This window comes from Paraburkholderia sp. (genome assembly GCF_026225065.1).
Classification (GTDB): Bacteria; Pseudomonadota; Gammaproteobacteria; order Burkholderiales; family Burkholderiaceae; genus Paraburkholderia.
In genome coordinates, this window is sequence record NZ_JAMFSB010000350.1 from 1 (window position 1) to 17,153 (window position 17,153).

Below are 17,153 nucleotides of genomic sequence, written 5' to 3' on the forward strand. Positions count from 1 at the left end.
CGAGTTTCTGATGATGGCGCCGAAGGCCGATGAGGTGGTGCCGATGTTTACACCGCTGCTGCTCGACGAACCGGTGCCCGTGAATGGCCGGATGAAGGTGCCGGACACGCCTGGGTTTGGCGTGCGGCTCAATCCGGAATGCGCGTTGGTGCGGCCGTACCCGCGGTGAACTGCGCAATGTGAACTGCGCAATGTGAACGCACGCGGCGCCTCGCCCGTCGAAAGGCGCACGGCGCAATCCGATCGATCAAGGAGAAAGAAGTGCTGCTCAGGGACAAGGTAGTGATCGTCACAGGCGGATCGCGCGGCATTGGCCGGGCCATCGCGGTGGCATGCGCACGCGAAGGCGCCGATGTGGCAATCAACTACTGGGGCGATAACGACGCGTCGTACGGACGCCGCTCGGCCGTCGAAGAAGTGTTGGCCGAGATCGAGGCACTGGGCCGGCGCGCGTTGGCGGTGGAAGGCAACGTCGCCGCACACGAAACCGGCAAGGAACTGGTGCGCCGCACGGTGGAAGCCTTCGGCAAGGTCGACGTGCTGGCAAGCAATGCGGGCATCTGTCCGTTTCACGCGTTTCTCGACATGCCGCCGGAGGTTCTGGAAACGACGGTGGGGGTCAACCTGAACGGCGCCTTCTTCGTGACGCAGGCCGCGGCGCAGCAGATGAGGGCGCAGGGAACCGGCGGCGCGATTGTCGCGACCAGTTCGATCAGTGCGTTAGTGGGCGGCGGCATGCAGACCCATTACACGCCGACCAAGGCCGGTGTGCATTCGCTGATGCAGTCGTGCGCGATTGCCTTGGGACCGTATGGCATTCGCTGCAACTCGGTGATGCCCGGCACCATCGCAACGGATTTGAATGCTGAAGACCTTGCCGACGAAAGCAAGAAAGCTTACTTCGAAAAACGGATACCGCTAGGCAGACTAGGGCGTCCCGACGATGTCGCGGACTGCGTGGTGTTCCTCGCCTCGGACTATGCCCGCTATGTAACGGGCGCGGCGTTGCTGGTAGACGGCGGTCTGTTCGTCAACCTGCAGTGAACGTGCGAGGCTCAGTGAGCGGGCAGCGGCACAACGTGATCGGCGGCAGCTGCACCTGCTGCTCCGTTGCCGCTTTCCGGTTGCGCATTCGCATCACGGGCGAGTTGACGCGAGACGCTACGCAGCAGGTCGATGAAATGCAGCGCCGGTTCGGCGAGCGCTTCTTGCTTGCGCGTCAGGATGCCGAAGCCGGAGAGGCTCTTGCCGATTTCGACCGGCAGCGCCACCAACAGTTTGCCGCGCACGTGATCGCGCACCACGGACTCGGGCAGCATCGCAACCGCGTCGTAGTTTTCGAGCAATTGCAGGGTGGCGAAGATCGACGCACATTCGGTCAGATTGACCGGCGTGGCGAGCCCGGCGCGGGCCAGTTCCTCTTCGAACAGCACGCGCGCCGGGCTGGTGACGGGCTGCGCGACCCACGGCCAGTCGATCAGCTCGCGCAAGGTAGTGGCCGACCGCTGCGCCAGCGGATGAGCGGCGCGCACCACCAGCATCAAGGTTTCGCGGGCGAGCGGCTCGAAGCTGAAGTCGTTGTGTTGCAGGGGGCTCGTCAGCCGGCCAAGCGCGAGGTCCACTTCGCGGCGGTGCAGCAACTGGACCACCTGATCGCTGGTTTCGCCGAGGATGCGCACGTTGAGCAGCGGCCGTTCGGTCTTCAGCGCGGCGACCGCCATGGCCAGCAGGTCGGGCGCGGCGCCCATGATGGCGCCCACCGTCAACTGGCCGTGGCCGCCTTTGCGCTTGACGTCGAGGTCTTCGGCAAAGCGGGTCAGCTCGGCCAAAGCGCGGCGCGCATAGGCGAGGGTGACGACACCAAGCGAGGTGGGCTGCATGCCGCGCGCGTTGCGCTCGAACAGCAGGAAGCCGAACGCTTCCTCGATATCGCCCAGCATGCGGGACGCGCTGGGTTGCGCGACATTGACCGCATCGGCGGCCTGATGCAGGTTGCGGGCGTCGTCGAGCGCGACGAGCAGCGCCAGGTGCTTGAATTTGAGCCGGTTAACGAGGGCGACGGTGGCAGCGTTCTGGCTCATTTGGCAAATGCGGTGAAAAGTGCGTCGGAAGGCACGGGCAGCAAGTACAGTTGGCGGTCGTGCGATCCGGTTTCTGGATCGCCCAATCCCAACAACGGATTGAGATGCTATCGATCGAGGAATTATAGTCGGTTCAGACGCTTCCCCCAGAAAGCGCCCCGGCAGATCAAAACTCAAGACGGGAGACAGGCCGCAATGGAGACAATCGCTTTCCGGATGGTGCTTAACCCCGGCATGCGCGAGGAATACGAACGCCGGCATCAGCAGATCTGGCCCGAGCTGGTTGATGCATTGCAACAGGCGGGCGTGCGCGACTACCGCATCTTCTTCGACGCGGACTCCCATCACCTCTTTGCCGTCCTGACGCGCACCCGCGATCATCAAATGGACCATTTGCCGGAGCTCGATGTCATACGCAAATGGTGGGATCACATGGCCGACATCATGCAGACCGCCCCGGACCACACGCCGTTGCAACAGGCGCTGGAGCCGGTGTTTCATCTGCAGTCGCCGGGTTGAAGCAAGGAGGCTATCCCATGCAAGTTGTCGACCCGCATATCCATCTGTGGGATCTGAAGACGCACCACTATCCGTGGCTCGCGAATCCGGGCGTGTCGTTCGTCGGCGATGCACGCGAACTCAAGCACGACTATCTGCTGGCGGATCTGCTGCGCGAAGCGGGCGAGATCGAGATTCTGAAAGTGGTGCATGTGGAGGCGAATCACGACCCGGCCGATCCGGTCGAGGAGACTCGCTGGTTGCAAGGTCTTGCGAACGAGGCGGCGTCGCGAGGCATGCCGAATGGCATCGTCGCGGGAGCCGACCTTGCGGCGCCGAATGCCGCACAGGTTCTGGAAGGGCACGCGGCGTTTGCGAATACGCGCGGGATCAGGCAGATCCTGAACGTGCACGAGAACAAGCTGTTCGACTACATCGGGCGCCATCTGATGCGCGATTCCGTGTGGCGCGAGAATTTCTCGCTGCTGCGGCGCTATGACATGTCGTTCGATATGCAAATCTATCCATCGCAGATGGACGAGGCCGTGGCGCTGGCGCAGGCTCACGCGGATACGCAGTTCATCGTCAATCACGCGGGGATGTTCGTCGACCGCAGCAGCGTGGCCGGCTATCGCGCGTGGCGCGATGGCATGCGCAAGCTGGCTGACTGCCCGAACGTGACGGTGAAACTCAGTGGCTTCGCGATGTTCGATCACCAGTGGACGGTGGAAAGCCTGCGCCCTTATGTGCTTGAGACGATCGATACGTTTGGCGTCGAACGGGCGATGTTTGCGTCGAATTTCCCGGTGGACCGTTTGTTTGGGTCGTACGAAGATCTTTGGCGCGCCTACGCATCGATCGTTGCGGATGCAAGCGTTGCCGAGAAGGACGCGCTGTTTCGCCGCAATGCGGAGCGCGTGTACCGGATCTAACGCGGCTTTGACGTCGTTACCCGACGTGGCAGGGCAGGACATCATCCCCGAAGAAACACGGCGCGCTTGCGACGCCGCATGATGGAGGAGACAGGCAGTGCAGCAACAGACAACCGCTACGCCCCGGCTTGAACTGCGGCATGCGAGCAAATCGTTCGGCCGGGTGCGCGCGTTATCCGACGGCGACCTCAAGTTATTGCCGGGCGAAGTGCATGCGCTGCTCGGCGAAAACGGCGCGGGCAAATCGACGCTGGTGAAGATTCTCGCCGGGGTGCATCAACCCGATACCGGCGAGATCCTGATCGACGGCGTCGCGCGGAGCTTTGCGACGCCCGCCGCGGCGCGCGATGCCGGTCTTGCGGTGATCTATCAGGAACCCACGCTGTTCTTCGATCTCTCGATTGCCGAGAACATTTTCATGGGCCGCCAGCCGGTGGATCGCATTGGGCGGATTCGGTACGACGCGATGCGCAACGAAGTGAATGGCCTGCTCGCATCGCTCGGTGTCGATCTGCAGGCCGATCAACTCGTGCGCGGGTTGTCGATCGCCGATCAGCAGGTGATTGAAATTGCCAAGGCGCTGTCGCTGAATGCGAATGTGCTGATCATGGACGAACCCACCGCGGCATTGTCCTTGACGGAAGTGGAGCGGCTCTTTGCGATTGTGCGCAAGCTGCGTGAACGCGACGTCGCGATCCTGTTTATTACCCACCGTCTCGATGAAGTGTTTGCCCTGACGCAACACGTCACCATCATGCGCGACGGTGCGAAGGTATTCGACGCGCCCACCGCCGATCTGACGACGGCGGCGATTGTGGCGAAGATGGTCGGGCGCGATCTGGAGAGCTTCTATCCGAAGGCGGATGTCGCGCCGGGCGAAGTGCGTTTGTCGGTGCGTGGATTGACGCGGTTGGGCGTATTCAAGGACATCTCGTTCGAGGTCCGCGCCGGCGAGATTGTGGCGCTGGCGGGTCTGGTCGGCGCGGGACGCAGCGAAGTGGCGCGCGCGATCTTCGGCATCGATCCGCTCGATGCGGGCGAGGTGTGGATCGCCGGCAAACCGCTTGCCACCGGACGCCCTGCCGCGGCGGTGCGGGCGGGCCTGGCGCTGGTGCCGGAAGACCGTCGCCAGCAGGGTTTGGCGCTTGAGTTGAGCATCGCGCGCAACGCCTCGATGACGGTGCTCGGGCGTCTCGTCAAACATGGACTGATCTCGACGCGCAGCGAAACGCAACTCGCGGCGCAATGGGGCACACGCTTGCGTCTGAAAGCAGGTGACGCCAATGCTCCGGTCGGCACCCTCTCGGGCGGTAATCAGCAAAAAGTCGTGCTCGGCAAATGGCTTGCGACCGATCCCAAGGTCTTGATCATCGACGAACCCACGCGCGGCATCGACGTCGGCGCCAAAGCGGAGGTGTATAGCGCACTGGCGGAACTGGTCACGAACGGCATGGCTGTACTGATGATCTCGAGCGAATTGCCAGAGGTACTCGGCATGGCCGACCGCGTACTGGTGATGCACGAAGGACGTATCAGCGCCGAGATTGCACGCGCCGATGCGAACGAAGAACGGATCATGGGCGCCGCACTAGGCCAGCCTGTGAACCCACTAGGGCACGCCGCATGATGCGCCACTCCCATACTCATCCTCATCCAGCGCCGGTGCGGCCACCTGTCGCCGGCGGTCCGCTCGCGAAAACGGGCGGACTGGCTTCCGCATTGGCAAAAAGCCGCGAAACCACGCTGTTTGTCGTGCTGATATTGCTGATCGTAGGCACGGCGCTCGCGCGGCCGCAGTTTCTGAATCTGCAGAATCTGCGTGACGTGCTACTGAATGTGTCGATTATCAGCTTGCTTACCGCTGGCATGACGGTCGTGATCCTGATGCGACATATCGATCTCTCGGTGGGATCGACGGTCGGTATCAGCGCTTATGCAGTCGGCAGTCTGTACGTCGCGTTTCCGCACATGCCGGTGATTGTGGCGCTGGCGGCTGGCCTTGTGATCGGCCTGGTGGCGGGTGGCATCAACGCGCTGCTGGTGGCCGTAGGGCGAGTGCCTTCGCTGGTCGCTACGCTGTCGACGCTCTATATCTTCCGCGGTGCGGACTATGCGTGGGTGCACGGCGGACAGATCAATGCGACCAGTTTGCCGGATGCCTATTCGCGGCTCGCGACCGGCGTGTTCTTCGGCGTGCCGACGCTCGCCTTGATCGCCATTGTGGTGCTGATCGGCTTGTCGGTGTATCTGAAGCAGTTTCGCGCGGGCCGTGAACACTATGCGATCGGTTCGAATCCGGAGGCAGCGCGCCTCGCGGGCGTGAATGTCGAGCGGCGCGTGATGTCGGGCTTTCTGTTGTCCGGGGCGATTGCGGGCTTTGCGGGCGCATTGTGGCTTGCACGTTTCGGCACTGTAGATGCAAGCACTGCGAAGGGTATCGAACTGCAAGTGGTGGCCGCAGCGGTGGTGGGTAGCGTCGCGATTACGGGCGGTGTCGGCACCATCCTCGGTGCGACGCTCGGTGCGTTGGTGCTCGGCGTGATCAGTATCGCGCTGGTGGTGTTGCGCGTGTCGCCATTCTGGGAACAGGCCATTCAGGGCGCCCTGATCGTCGTGGCGATCGCAGCCGATACCTTGCTGGCCCGCTCCGTCGCCAAACGCATGATAAGGAAACGCGATCATGGCTAAACCCGATTCCGCGCTGCTGACCCGCAAACGCGAAACGCCTTTGCGCTGGGAAGTGTTGCTTGTGATTGTGCTGGCGTTGTCGCTGGCCTTGGGGCGGGTGCTGTCGCCGGTGTTTCTGACCGGCGCGAATATCAGCAACGTCCTCGCCGATCTCACCGAAATCGCGCTGATGGCGCTGCCGATGACCTTGATCATCGTGGCCGCTGAAATCGATCTTTCGGTGGCGTCGGTGCTCGGGGCATCGAGTGCGTTGATGGGCGTGCTATGGCATATGGGTCTGCCGATGCCGGTCGTGATCGTGCTGGTGCTGATTGTCGGCGGGCTGGCCGGGTTGCTGAACGGCCTCGTGATCGTCAAGCTGAATCTGCCTTCGCTTGCGGTCACCATCGGCACGCTCGCGCTGTTTCGCGGCCTCGCTTATGTGCTGCTCGGCGATCAGGCGGTCGCGGATTTTCCGCCTGGCTATACGGCCTTCGGCATGAACAATCTCGGCCCGACGTTTATCCCGTTGCCGTTTGTGATCGTGATCGTCGGCGCTGTGATTTTCACGGTGCTGTTGCAGGCCACCGCGTTTGGCCGCAGCCTCTATGCGATTGGCGCCAATCCGACTGCCGCGACGTTTTCCGGTATCGAAGTGGCGAAGATCCGCTTGCGTCTGTTTGTGTTGTCGGGCGTGATGAGCGCGCTGGCCGGCGTGGTCTACACGCTGCGCTTTACCAGCGCGCGTGGCGACAACGGCGAGGGCTTCGAGCTTTCCGTAATCGCGGCGGTGCTGTTTGGCGGTGTAAGCATTTTTGGGGGACGCGGCTCGATGGTCGGCGTGTTGCTGTCGCTGCTGATTATCGGCGTGCTGAAAAACGCGCTGACGCTCGATGACGTCTCGAGCGAAACGCTCACGATCGTCACGGGCGTGCTGCTGCTAGCGTCGGTGCTGATCCCCAATCTGGTGGCCCGCTGGCGCGCGATGCGCGACCGGCGGTTTATCGCCAGGTCGTCGGCGTCCTAGTTTTGCCGTACGGCTGTTGTACGGTGTGCCGTTCCTGATATCAACAACCCGGACGCTTTAACGTCCGATTATCTAGCCAGGAGACACTTCATGTTCAAACCCCTACGTCAGGCCGGAGCCGTCGCGCTCTGCGCCACGCTGCTGGGCATCAGCCTCGCGGCAGGCGCGGCCGATCTCAAGAGCGGCCTGAAGATTGCATTTATTCCGAAGCAGATCAACAACCCGTATGAGGTGATCGCCGATAACGGCGGTATGGCCGCGATCAAGGAGTTCGGTGGCGTCGGCAAGGTGGTGGGGCCGTCGGATGCGGGCGCATCGTCGCAGGTGCAGTACATCAATACGCTGATCACGCAGCGTCAGGACGCGATCGTGATCGCCGCCAATGACGCGAATGCGGTCGTGCCTTATCTGAAGAAAGCGATGTCGCAAGGCATCAAGGTCGTGACATTCGACTCGGATACGGCGCCGGAAGGGCGGCAACTGTTTGTCAATCAAGCCAACGCGGAAGGCATCGGGCGTGGGCAGGTCCAGCTGGTCGCGAAGCTGATGGGCGGCGAGGGCGAGTTTGCGATTCTCTCGGCTACGCCCAATGCAACGAACCAGAACACCTGGATCAAGTGGATGCAGGAGGAGTTGAAGAAGCCGGAATACTCGAAGATCAAGCTGGTGAAAATTGCCTACGGTAATGACGACGACCAGAAGTCGTTCGTCGAAACCCAGGGTTTGCTGCAGGCCTACCCGAATCTGAAGGCGATCGTTGCGCCGACGACGGTGGGGATTGCGGCGGCGGCACGTTACATCTCGACTTCGTCGAGCAAGGGCAAGGTGGATGTCACTGGTCTGGGTACGCCGAACCAGATGCGTGCGTTCGTCAAGAACGGTACGGTGAAGGCGTTCCAGTTGTGGGATCCGAACCAGCTTGGATATCTGGCTGCTTACGCCGCTGCGGCGCTCTCGTCGGGGACGATTACCGGCAAGGAAGGCGAGTCGTTCGACGCGGGTAAGCTCGGCAAGCGCACTATCGGACCGCAGGGCGAAATCATTCTTGGACCGCCGACTACGTTCGATTCGAGCAATATCGACAACTTCAATTTCTAACGCATAAGCGTCAGGAAGAGGGCACGCGGTTGTGCCCGGCAAAAACGCCCTTCGGGGCGTTTTTGCTATGGGCAGGAACTATTGGCGAACCTTGCAAAGTTGTTTGGCAAAAATACATTGAGGGTAAACACCCGGTTGGCTGGTTGATTGCCTAAAACATAAATAAAATCCGGCAAAATGGCGATAAACAGAACTCAAAAGAACAATTCGCCCGCCGCATCAAATCATTCAACTTCAATGTTGCTTGACAACTATTCCCCCGGTTGATTATCTTGGCGCCCATGGTGCGACGCTGCACGGTTGTGCGTCCGCGGCGCGATCCATGGCAAGCAGACGCCGCACACCACACTAAACAGCACGTCGGCACACGGCGGCACTCCGGAGGAGCAAATGGGCAAGGTTAGAGGCATGCGCTGGTGGATGATTGGACTCGTCACCTCGGGTCTGATCGTCAACTACATTGCGCGCAATTCGCTGGCGGTAGCCGCGCCGGAAATGAACCGGCTGCTGAGCATTTCGACCGCGCAGTACTCGTATATCGTCGCGTCGTTCCAGGGCGCGTACATGATCATGCAACCGGTGGCCGGCTACGTGCTCGATGTGGTCGGCACCAAGATCGGCTTCGCGTTGTTCGCCATCGCGTGGTCGGGCGCCTGCATGCTGCACGGCGCGGCCAACGGCTGGATTTCGCTGGCGGTGTTTCGCGGCATGCTCGGCCTGACCGAAGCGGCCGGCATCCCCTCCGGCCTCAAAGCCACCTCCGAATGGTTTCCTGCCAAAGAGCGTTCGATTGCCACGGGCTGGTTCAACATCGGCTCGTCGATTGGCGCGGTGATTGCGCCGCCGCTCGTCGTCTGGTGGGTGCTGCATGGCAACTGGCGCATGGCGTTCGTGTCGATCGGCGTGCTCGGGCTCGTCTGGAGCGTGCTGTGGCTGCTGCTGTACCGCGCGCCGAAAGATCAGCCGCGCCTGTCCGATACCGAGCGTGACTACATCCTTGAAGGCCAGGAAGCGCAACACAAGACGGCTACGGCAAGCCGCCCGTCGTGGCGCGCCATCGTCAAGCGCCGCGCGTTCTGGGGCATCGCGATTCCGCGTTTTCTCGCCGAACCGGCCTGGCAGACCTTCAATTTCTGGATTCCGCTCTATATGGTGAGCGTGCGTCACATGAATCTGAAAGAGATCGCGATGTTCGCGTGGCTGCCGTTCCTCGCGGCGGACATCGGTTGCGTGCTGGGTGGCTATCTGGCGCCGTGGTATCAGAAGCACTTCAACACCTCGCTGATCACCTCGCGCAAACTGGTGGTGGTGACCGGTTCGTTGTGTATGATCGGACCTGCCTGTATCGGTCTGGTGTCGAGTCCGTATGTCGCTATCGCACTGTTCTGTATCGGCGGGTTCGCGCATCAGACGCTGTCCGGCGCGCTTTACACTCTCGCTTCCGATGTGTTCGGCAAGAACGATGTCGCCACTGCCACCGGTTTGACGGGCATGGCCGGTTACGCGGGCGCTACGCTGTTTTCGCTGGCGGTGGGTGTGCTGGTGACGCTGGTCGGTTATGACCCGCTGTTTGTCTCGCTCGCCTGTTTCGATCTTATCGGGGCCGTCGTAGTATGGCTCGTGTTGAAGGAGCCGGCCGAGCCGCAGCAGCGCGCCACCGATGCAGTTCCGCGCGGTGCCGATGCGGCACGCGCCTAAGCAACCGCTACCTCTGTCCGGCCACGGCCTGCTGGACGGCGGTGGCAGAATCGGAGAAGTCGCAGGATGAGCAATCAGCAGGAATCGACGGGTAAGCCGTTTAAACGGCTTTTGTTGACCGGAGCGGCCGGCAATCTCGGCCGGCAGCTGCGCGGCGCGCTGGCGCAATGGGCGGATGTGGTGCGCCTGTCCGATATCGCGCCAATGGGCGAAGCGGCGGCGCATGAAGAGCATGTGGTGCTGGATCTCGCGGACCGCGCAGCGGTGGACGCGTTGCTCGAAGGCGTCGACGCTGTCGTGCATCTGGGCGGCATCTCCACGGATGCGCGCTTCGACGATCTGCTCGAAGCCAATATCCGCGGCGTCTACAACCTGTATGCCGCGGCGCAGAAGCATGGCGTGAAGCGCGTGCTGTTTGCGAGCTCCAATCACGCAATTGGTTTTCATCCGACTACGTCTGTGCTCGATGCGGATTCCCCGTTGCGTCCGGATAGTCTCTATGGCGTGACGAAATGCTTTGGCGAATCGCTGTCGCGCTACTACTTCGACCGCTTCGGTCTGGAGACGGTCTGTATGCGGATCGGTTCTTCGTTCGAAGCACCGAAGAATCCGCGCATGCTGGTGACCTATCTGAGCTACCGCGACTTTATCGAACTGGTGCGCTGCTCGCTGTTCACGAACCGCGTGGGGCATGCGATTGTGTACGGGGTGTCGAACAACAGGGTCTTGTGGTGGGATAACAGCAAGGCTGCGTTTTTAGGCTATCGTCCGCAGGACAGCTCGGCGGAGTTCGACGGGCTGTTTCCGGCTCAGGCGCCGACTGAGGAGTTCGACGATCCTGCACAGCAGTTCCAGGGTGGGATGTACGTGGTCGGGCTGCCGCAGTCTTGAGTTGATTCGAGCACCCCGCCATCGTCACCTGCGCTTTTTTAGACCGCTAAGGCTTCCTCACTATAAAGCGGATAGTCGGTATAGCCGACTTCCGTGCCACCGAAGAAGGTCGGGCGATCGTAGGGATTCAGCGGCAGCTCGTTGCGCAAACGTGCCGGCAGATCCGGATTGGCGATGAAGTCGCGGCCGAAGGCAACCAGGTCCGCGTCGCCAGCCTTGACGATAGCCTCTGCTGTGTCGCCCTTGAAGCCGCCCGCCGCGATAATCGTGCCTTTGTAATGCCGGCGGATGAGTTGCGCCGCCAGCGGGCTTTGATCCTTGCTTTCATCGTCGACATTCCCCAGCACCCGTGGTTCGATCAGATGCAGGTAAGCCAGATCCAGCTTGTCCAGTTGCTCCGCCACGTAACTGAAAAGCCCAACCGGATCGCTGTCCGACATATCGCCCCACGAGCCGCTCGGACCAAGACGCACGGCCACCTTGTCGCTACCCCACACCGAGATTACCGCTCGGGTGACCTCCATCAGAAAGCGCGCACGGTTTTCGAACGAACCACCATAGATATCGGTGCGCCTGTTGCTGCCGTCCTGCAGGAACTGGTCGAATAGATAGCCGTTGGCTGCGTGCAGTTCCACGCCATCGAAGCCCGCTGCGACACCGCGTTCAGCAGCACGCCGGAAGCTTTCCACCAGCCCGGCAATTTCTTCGATTTGCAGCGCGCGATTCGGGGTGTTGGGAACCCAGCCCGACTTTGTATAAGCAACGCCGCCGTGAGGAATCGCCGACGGTCCAACCGGCTGGCTGCCAGCGGGTTGCACTTCGGAGTTCGATTGCCGACCGGCGTGGTAGAGCTGCAGAAAGATCTTGCCGCCCTTGGCATGCACAGCATCGGTCACAAGGCGCCAGCCGGCGATCTGGCTGTCGTCGAAGAGACCCGGCGCGCCAAGATAACCGTTGCCGTTCGCAGCGGCGATAGTGGCTTCGCTGATCAGCAGCGCGCCTTCGGAAGTACGTTGTGCGTAGTATTCGGCCATCAGTGGGCCGGGTTTGGCGCCATCTTCGGCGCGCATGCGTGTGAGCGGAGCGAGCACCACGCGGTGCTTGAATTCATATGCGCCGACGCGAACGCCGGTGAAGAGTTTGGACATGATTCCCTCTGCCTGAGATCTGGTTTAGCACGGTGGACCTTCCGCCTGGTTTTGCCTGAGGGCGTGGGAAGTCCGTTGCCTTGACGAGAACTCTATAGCGATTGTGCAGCGGGAAAAACAGGCTCACGCTCCGAACATTGCGGACATGAGTGTCACAAATGGCGCGATTCATCGCCGCGAGAAGCGCGCCGTATCACTTGTGGCGGCTGGCCGAAGGCGCGCAGGAACGCGCGCCGCATCCGTTCGCGGTCACCAAAGCCGGTATCGCGCGCCACCACTTCAATGGGATGCAGGCCCGACTCGAGCATCAGACGCGCTGCCTCGATGCGCAGATGCTCGACCGCCTTTGCCGGCGATTGGCCCGTCTCCGCCCGGAACGAACGGCTGAATTGCCGTGGACTCAAATGGGCAGCTTCCGCAAGCTGCTCGACCGACAGTTCGGTATGAAGGTTCTGTTTCGCATAGGCGAGCGCCATCTGAATGCGGTCGGAGCGCGGCTCCAGTTCGAGCAGTGCTGAATACTGCGACTGCCCGCCCGCGCGGCGGTGATAGACGACGAGTTTCTTTGCCACCAGTCGCGCAATCTCGGCCCCAGCATCCTTTTCGACGAGTGCCAGCCCGAGGTCGATGCACGCCGTCATGCCCGCGGAGGTCCACACCGGGCCGTCGATGATAAAGATGCGGTCTTCCTCCAACTTGACCGCGGGGTAGTCCTGACGCAGGCGCGCGGCAAAAAACCAGTGGGTGGTTGCGCGCCGTCCGTCGAGCAGGCCGGCTTGCGCGAGATTGAACGCACCGGTGCAGGTCGAGCCGATGCGCCGCGAGTTCTGGGCCGCGCGTTGCAAAAAAGCGATCAGTGCTGCGTCGGGTTCGATCACTTCGTTGTCGCCGACCACCAGCACGGTATCGAAACGGCTCTCATCGAACGGCTGCGTCTCGACCGCGAAGCCGGCTGAGGTCTGCACCGGGCCGCCATGATCGGAAAGCAGGACGACTTCATAGAGCGCTTCGCTAGCCGTCATGTTGGCAAATTCAAAGACCGTCGTGAGGGCCAGGTTGATGACCTGGAAGCCGCGGTACAGCACGATTCCAATACGCAACATGATGGTTTCCTTGGGTATTTCCGGCGATGCGCTGAGCGATGGCCTAAAAGGTGGCATATACGACATTTGAGACTGCCGAGTCTACGCTTAATCTTCGTTCCATGCAGGCCGACATGGGTTGGCGCTAACGGAGAAAGTTGATGAACGACACGACACACAAGGGCACAGCGCTGATTACCGGCGCTTCTTCCGGGATTGGTGCGATCTACGCAGATCGCCTTGCCCGCCGTGGTTACGATCTGATTCTGGTGGCGCGCAACCGGGAACGGCTCGACAAGCTGGCCAATCGTCTGACGAGCGCGACAGGCCGTTCGATCGAGGTGGTTGCAGCCGATCTGGGTAACAAGGCCGACGTGCGGCGCATCGAGGAGATTCTGCGCAGCGATTCGAGCATCACGATGCTGGTGAACAACGCGGGGATCGGCGGCGCCGGCCCGTTGCTCGTTTCCGACGTGGACACCATGGAAGCGATGATCGATCTGAACGTCACTTCGCTTACGCGGCTGACGTATGCCATTGCGCCGGCGTTTGTCGCGCGGGGAACGGGCACGATCGTCAATATTTCTTCGATCGTGGCCGTAGCGCCGGAAATGCTCAATGGCGTGTACGGCGGTACCAAGGCATTCGTGCTGGCGTTCAGCCAGTCGTTGCACCATGAGCTGGTGGCGAAGGGTGTCCGCGTGCAAGCGGTGCTGCCTGGTGCTACTCGCACCGAGTTCTGGGACGTCGCGGGCCATCCGGTTGAAAACCTGCCGCAGAGCATTGTGATGAGCGCGGACGATCTCGTCGACGCAGCGCTCGCGGGACTGGATCAAGGCGAACTGGCTACCGTTCCGTCGCTGCCCGATGCGGTCGATTGGGCCGCGTTCGAAGCGGCACGCGCTGCTCTGGGACCGAACCTGTCCCGCAGTGAACCGGCTGCGCGCTACGGAGTGAAGAGCGCCGTTTGAGATGCTGCTTGAAGTAAAGGAGCCGCGCTGTTTGCGGCTCCTTTGTCCGTGTCTGAGCTTTGCTTGCCGTCGCGGCAGTGCAACGAACTGGCTAGCGCAACGCTTCCAGTTCCGCGAACTCCCCATCGCTCAGACTGATCTCCGCAGCAGCCACATTCTCGCGAAGATGGGTGCGCTTCGATGTGCCCGGGATCGGCAACATCACCGGGCTGCGCTTGAGCAGCCACGCGAGCGCAATCTGGCCTGCACTGACGCCGCGTGCGGCCGCCATCTTTTGTAGCGGCGAGTCCGGTTGCGTCAGACTGCCGGCTGCGAGCGGATACCACGGAATAAAACCAATGCCGTGTTTTTCGCAATAATCGAGTACGTCCTCGGCGGCGCGATCGGACAGGTTGTAGCGGTTCTGCACGGTCGCGACCTTGAAATACTTCGAGGCTGCCTGAATGTCGTCGACCGATACTTCGCTCAAGCCGGCAAAGCGGATCAACCCCTCGTTCTGCAACGAACGGACCGCGTCGAACTGTTCGTCGCGCGGCACCTTCGGATCGATTCGATGCAGCTGCCATAGCGCAATCTGCTCGACGCCGAGGTTCTGCAGGCTTTTCTGCAGTCTCTGCCGCAGATGTTCCGGACGGCCGTCCGGCTCCCAGCGATCCGGTCCGGGTCGATGCAGCCCCGCCTTGGTCGCGATCAGCAGATCGGTGTAAGGATGCAACGCTTCGCGAATGAGCTGCTCGGACACATCGGGGCCGTAAGAGTCCGCCGTATCGATGAAATTCACACCGAGCTCGCGCAGGCTCTGCAATGTGCGCACTGCCTCGGCCGGATGGTCTGGCGGTCCCCAGATACCTGGGCCGGTAATGCGCATGGCGCCGTAGCCAAGACGATGGATCTCGACTTCGCCGCCCAGTTTGAAAGTACCCGACGCTTCTGCCGACGGATTGCTCAGATCGCTCATTTGCTCGTCTCCTTATGGTGAATGTGGTGAGTCTAAAAGATTTAACGCAACTCAGCCGCCGAGCCGTCCTGTTGCCTTGCGTCTGAAGAGGGAAACAGGTGTTGGCCCATAAAGTCCACGAAGACACGAATCTTCGGCGAGAGGTGCCGGCCGGAAGGCCATAACGCCCGCAGTACGCCGGGGTTGCCTGGTAGTTCTTGCAGCACATGCACGAGCGTTCCACGTCGCAATTGCTCACGTACGGTGAAGCCAGGCACGCAGGCGAGGCCTAGCCCCTGTTCCGCCAGCGAAATCAGCGATTCGGTATTGCTGACGATGGCCGCGTTCGGCAGATCGAGATTCAGCGTCTCGCCGTTTCGTTCGAGTGGCCAGGCGCGCAGCTTGCCAGTCGACTGAAAGCGATGTTGCAGACAGGCGTGGCTCAGCAGATCTTCAGGCGTGACAGGCGTGCCGCGCTCGGCCAGATATTCCGGTGAGCCGACGATGATGTGCGTGAAACGACCCAGCGTGCGGGTGATCAGCTGCGAATCACCGATTTCTCCGGTGCGTATCACGACATCCAGGCCTTCCTCGATCACATCGACAAGGCGATCGGTGAAGTCGAGATCCACCGTGATCTCGGGATAGGCTTTCATAAAGGCGCCTATTACCGGCATCAGCAGCATGCCGACGAGCGGCAGGCTGACGCGCAGGCGTCCGCGTGGCATGGAGTTCGCCAATGCGAGTTCGGCTTCGGCTGCCTCGATCTCCTGAATGATGCGGGAGCATCGTTTGAGGAACTGTGCTCCTTCCGGCGTCAGCGTAATGCTGCGGGTGCTGCGATGAAAGAGGCGCACGCCCAGACGCGTCTCCAGCCGCGAAATCGCCTTTCCCACCGCCGATGCTGAGATTCCCATTTGCCGGCCGGCGGCGGTGAAGCTTCTTGTTTCAGCAGATCTCACGAAGACGTTAAGCGAGCCGACGCGGTCCATGGCCGCGGCGCCGCTTGCGCCGTCGTCGCGCTCGGAATGTTCAGAGCGCTCTGAACGTTCGACGTGAGAGGCGGGCTTGGGTGCCGTTGCTATGGCCGCGGGCTTTTGACGATCGTTCATTACGCTCGGCCGGTTCGTGACGGACGTGCTCATCTTAGGCTGTTTCTTTAGCCGAGGCGGGACATAGAGACCGGGTAGCACCGCAGCGCGCGGCGTGTGTCTTTACCGCAGGATTTTCGAAAACAGCACATGCCTGAAACGAACCACCGGCTGCGCGCTGCGTTGTGCCTTGGCGAGCATAAACGCGCCCTGGAGCGAGGCGACGATAAAGCCAGCGACATCATTGCAGTCGAAATCCGCGGGCAATTCACCCGCTTTGACCGCCGACGCCAGGCAGTATTCAAGGCACTGTTGCTGTTCCGCGAAGATCTCCACCACGCGATGACGAATCGCATCGCTGTAGTCGCTTGCCTCCAGGGCAAATTTGCCGAGCAGGCAACCGTTGCGCGTCTGGTTGACGCAGAGGTGGGAAATATTCCAGTCGATGTAGTCGCCCAGCCGTTTGAGCGGCGCAAGCGCGTCGTTGCGCAGCGTCTCGTCCAGGACCTGGCGGCTATTGGCGAAATAAAGCTCGAGAACCTCGAGACCGAACGCTTCCTTGGAGGCAAAGTGGTTCGTGAACGACCCTTGCGGAACGCCCGCGGCCTGGACGATGTCGCGCACGCTGGCGCCCGCGAAGCCTCGTTCGTGGACAACCTTGAGGCCTTCGGTAAGGATCTTTCCGCGGTGGGAGGGTCTTGGCATGATCAGGAAATTGTACGGTCGTCCATATTGGGGCGTCAACGGAAACGGCCGCCGATACGGCGGGAATTGTTATCCCGCCGGATACCAGGGGAATCGTTGACATCTATTATCGGTTCCATTCTAATACGGACAGTCGTATTGGTTGGTGGGAAATCGTGAATTTTATCCGGCGGGCTTACTGCGCGGCCGACGCACCACCAGCCTCGCAAACCCTGCCCGGGTCGACGGGCAAACTTCGGAATTCAAAGGGATCGGAATATGGACCGGCTCCAGGCAATGAAAGTGTTCACGCGGGTTGTCGATACGAACAGCTTTTCGCGCGCCGCG

The 17,153-nt window shown here is 61.4% G+C and carries 16 protein-coding genes and 1 pseudogene; 11 read left to right on the forward strand and 6 right to left on the reverse strand.

Translation table 11 applies throughout. From position 1 onward, the window contains the following. Together M0954_RS24125 and M0954_RS24130 are read left to right on the forward strand one after the other, a co-directional pair. A pseudogene (locus M0954_RS24125) lies at positions 1-169 on the forward strand (L-rhamnonate dehydratase); the annotation flags it as partial. Positions 170-261: 92 nt separating this feature from the next. Next, positions 262-1,044 (forward strand): SDR family NAD(P)-dependent oxidoreductase, encoded by a 783-nt coding sequence (locus tag M0954_RS24130; RefSeq protein WP_122158900.1) that lies wholly within the window; start codon positions 262-264, stop codon positions 1,042-1,044. Between the two features lie 11 nt (positions 1,045-1,055). Here the strand turns inward: M0954_RS24130 and M0954_RS24135 are convergent, their stop codons facing one another. Continuing rightward, positions 1,056-2,081, reverse strand: a complete 1,026-nt coding sequence (locus M0954_RS24135) for a LysR family transcriptional regulator (RefSeq protein ID WP_297355927.1) — start codon at positions 2,079-2,081, stop codon at positions 1,056-1,058. A gap of 195 nt (positions 2,082-2,276) precedes the next feature. On the opposite strand from M0954_RS24135, the gene rhaM reads away from it, so the two are divergent. The 8 genes from rhaM to M0954_RS24175 all read left to right on the forward strand — a co-directional run bounded on the left by rhaM (position 2,277) and on the right by M0954_RS24175 (position 10,892). Continuing rightward, positions 2,277-2,600 (forward strand): L-rhamnose mutarotase, encoded by a 324-nt coding sequence (gene rhaM, locus M0954_RS24140; RefSeq protein WP_122158902.1) that lies wholly within the window; start codon positions 2,277-2,279, stop codon positions 2,598-2,600. A gap of 17 nt (positions 2,601-2,617) precedes the next feature. Continuing rightward, positions 2,618-3,511, forward strand: a complete 894-nt coding sequence (locus M0954_RS24145) for an amidohydrolase (protein ID WP_123387429.1) — start codon at positions 2,618-2,620, stop codon at positions 3,509-3,511. A 97-nt stretch (positions 3,512-3,608) separates the two neighbouring features. Next, on the forward strand, positions 3,609-5,138 hold the full coding sequence (locus M0954_RS24150) for a sugar ABC transporter ATP-binding protein (RefSeq protein WP_133894925.1): 1,530 nt from the start codon (positions 3,609-3,611) through the stop codon (positions 5,136-5,138). Beyond that, positions 5,135-6,199 carry an ABC transporter permease gene (locus tag M0954_RS24155; protein ID WP_297355929.1) on the forward strand — a complete coding sequence of 355 codons (1,065 nt, stop codon included), beginning with the start codon at positions 5,135-5,137 and terminating at the stop codon, positions 6,197-6,199. Before M0954_RS24150 ends, M0954_RS24155 begins: the two co-directional genes overlap by 4 nt. Continuing rightward, entirely contained in the window at positions 6,192-7,205 is a 1,014-nt protein-coding gene (locus M0954_RS24160; RefSeq protein ID WP_297355931.1) for an ABC transporter permease, read from the forward strand. The genes M0954_RS24155 and M0954_RS24160 overlap by 8 nt, the downstream gene beginning before the upstream one ends. Before the next feature lie 90 nt (positions 7,206-7,295). Next, positions 7,296-8,303 carry a rhamnose ABC transporter substrate-binding protein gene (gene rhaS, locus M0954_RS24165; RefSeq protein WP_122158912.1) on the forward strand — a complete coding sequence of 336 codons (1,008 nt, stop codon included), beginning with the start codon at positions 7,296-7,298 and terminating at the stop codon, positions 8,301-8,303. A gap of 390 nt (positions 8,304-8,693) precedes the next feature. Continuing rightward, positions 8,694-10,001 (forward strand): MFS transporter, encoded by a 1,308-nt coding sequence (locus M0954_RS24170; RefSeq protein ID WP_133894923.1) that lies wholly within the window; start codon positions 8,694-8,696, stop codon positions 9,999-10,001. A 66-nt stretch (positions 10,002-10,067) separates the two neighbouring features. Next, positions 10,068-10,892, forward strand: coding sequence for an NAD(P)-dependent oxidoreductase (locus tag M0954_RS24175; protein ID WP_122158915.1), 825 nt, complete (start codon positions 10,068-10,070; stop codon positions 10,890-10,892). 38 nt (positions 10,893-10,930) lie between these two features. Here the strand turns inward: M0954_RS24175 and M0954_RS24180 are convergent, their stop codons facing one another. Further along, a complete protein-coding gene (locus M0954_RS24180; RefSeq protein WP_297355933.1) occupies positions 10,931-12,040 on the reverse strand; it encodes an alkene reductase in 1,110 nt (369 codons plus the stop codon). A 152-nt stretch (positions 12,041-12,192) separates the two neighbouring features. After that, positions 12,193-13,143, reverse strand: a complete 951-nt coding sequence (locus M0954_RS24185) for a GlxA family transcriptional regulator (protein WP_122158919.1) — start codon at positions 13,141-13,143, stop codon at positions 12,193-12,195. Positions 13,144-13,283: 140 nt separating this feature from the next. Here M0954_RS24185 and M0954_RS24190 point away from each other — a divergent pair, with 140 nt between their 5' ends. Beyond that, positions 13,284-14,093, forward strand: a complete 810-nt coding sequence (locus M0954_RS24190; RefSeq protein ID WP_297355935.1) for an SDR family oxidoreductase — start codon at positions 13,284-13,286, stop codon at positions 14,091-14,093. Positions 14,094-14,184: 91 nt separating this feature from the next. On the opposite strand, the gene M0954_RS24195 is transcribed toward M0954_RS24190, so the two are convergent. The 3 genes from M0954_RS24195 to M0954_RS24205 all read right to left on the reverse strand — a co-directional run bounded on the left by M0954_RS24195 (position 14,185) and on the right by M0954_RS24205 (position 16,826). Next, a complete protein-coding gene (locus tag M0954_RS24195) occupies positions 14,185-15,051 on the reverse strand; it encodes an aldo/keto reductase (protein ID WP_208297264.1) in 867 nt (288 codons plus the stop codon). A 41-nt stretch (positions 15,052-15,092) separates the two neighbouring features. Further along, positions 15,093-16,022 (reverse strand): LysR family transcriptional regulator, encoded by a 930-nt coding sequence (locus M0954_RS24200; RefSeq protein ID WP_297355937.1) that lies wholly within the window; start codon positions 16,020-16,022, stop codon positions 15,093-15,095. Positions 16,023-16,244: 222 nt separating this feature from the next. After that, positions 16,245-16,826 carry a TetR/AcrR family transcriptional regulator gene (locus M0954_RS24205; RefSeq protein ID WP_122158923.1) on the reverse strand — a complete coding sequence of 194 codons (582 nt, stop codon included), beginning with the start codon at positions 16,824-16,826 and terminating at the stop codon, positions 16,245-16,247. Between the last annotated feature and the right edge of the window lie 327 nt (positions 16,827-17,153).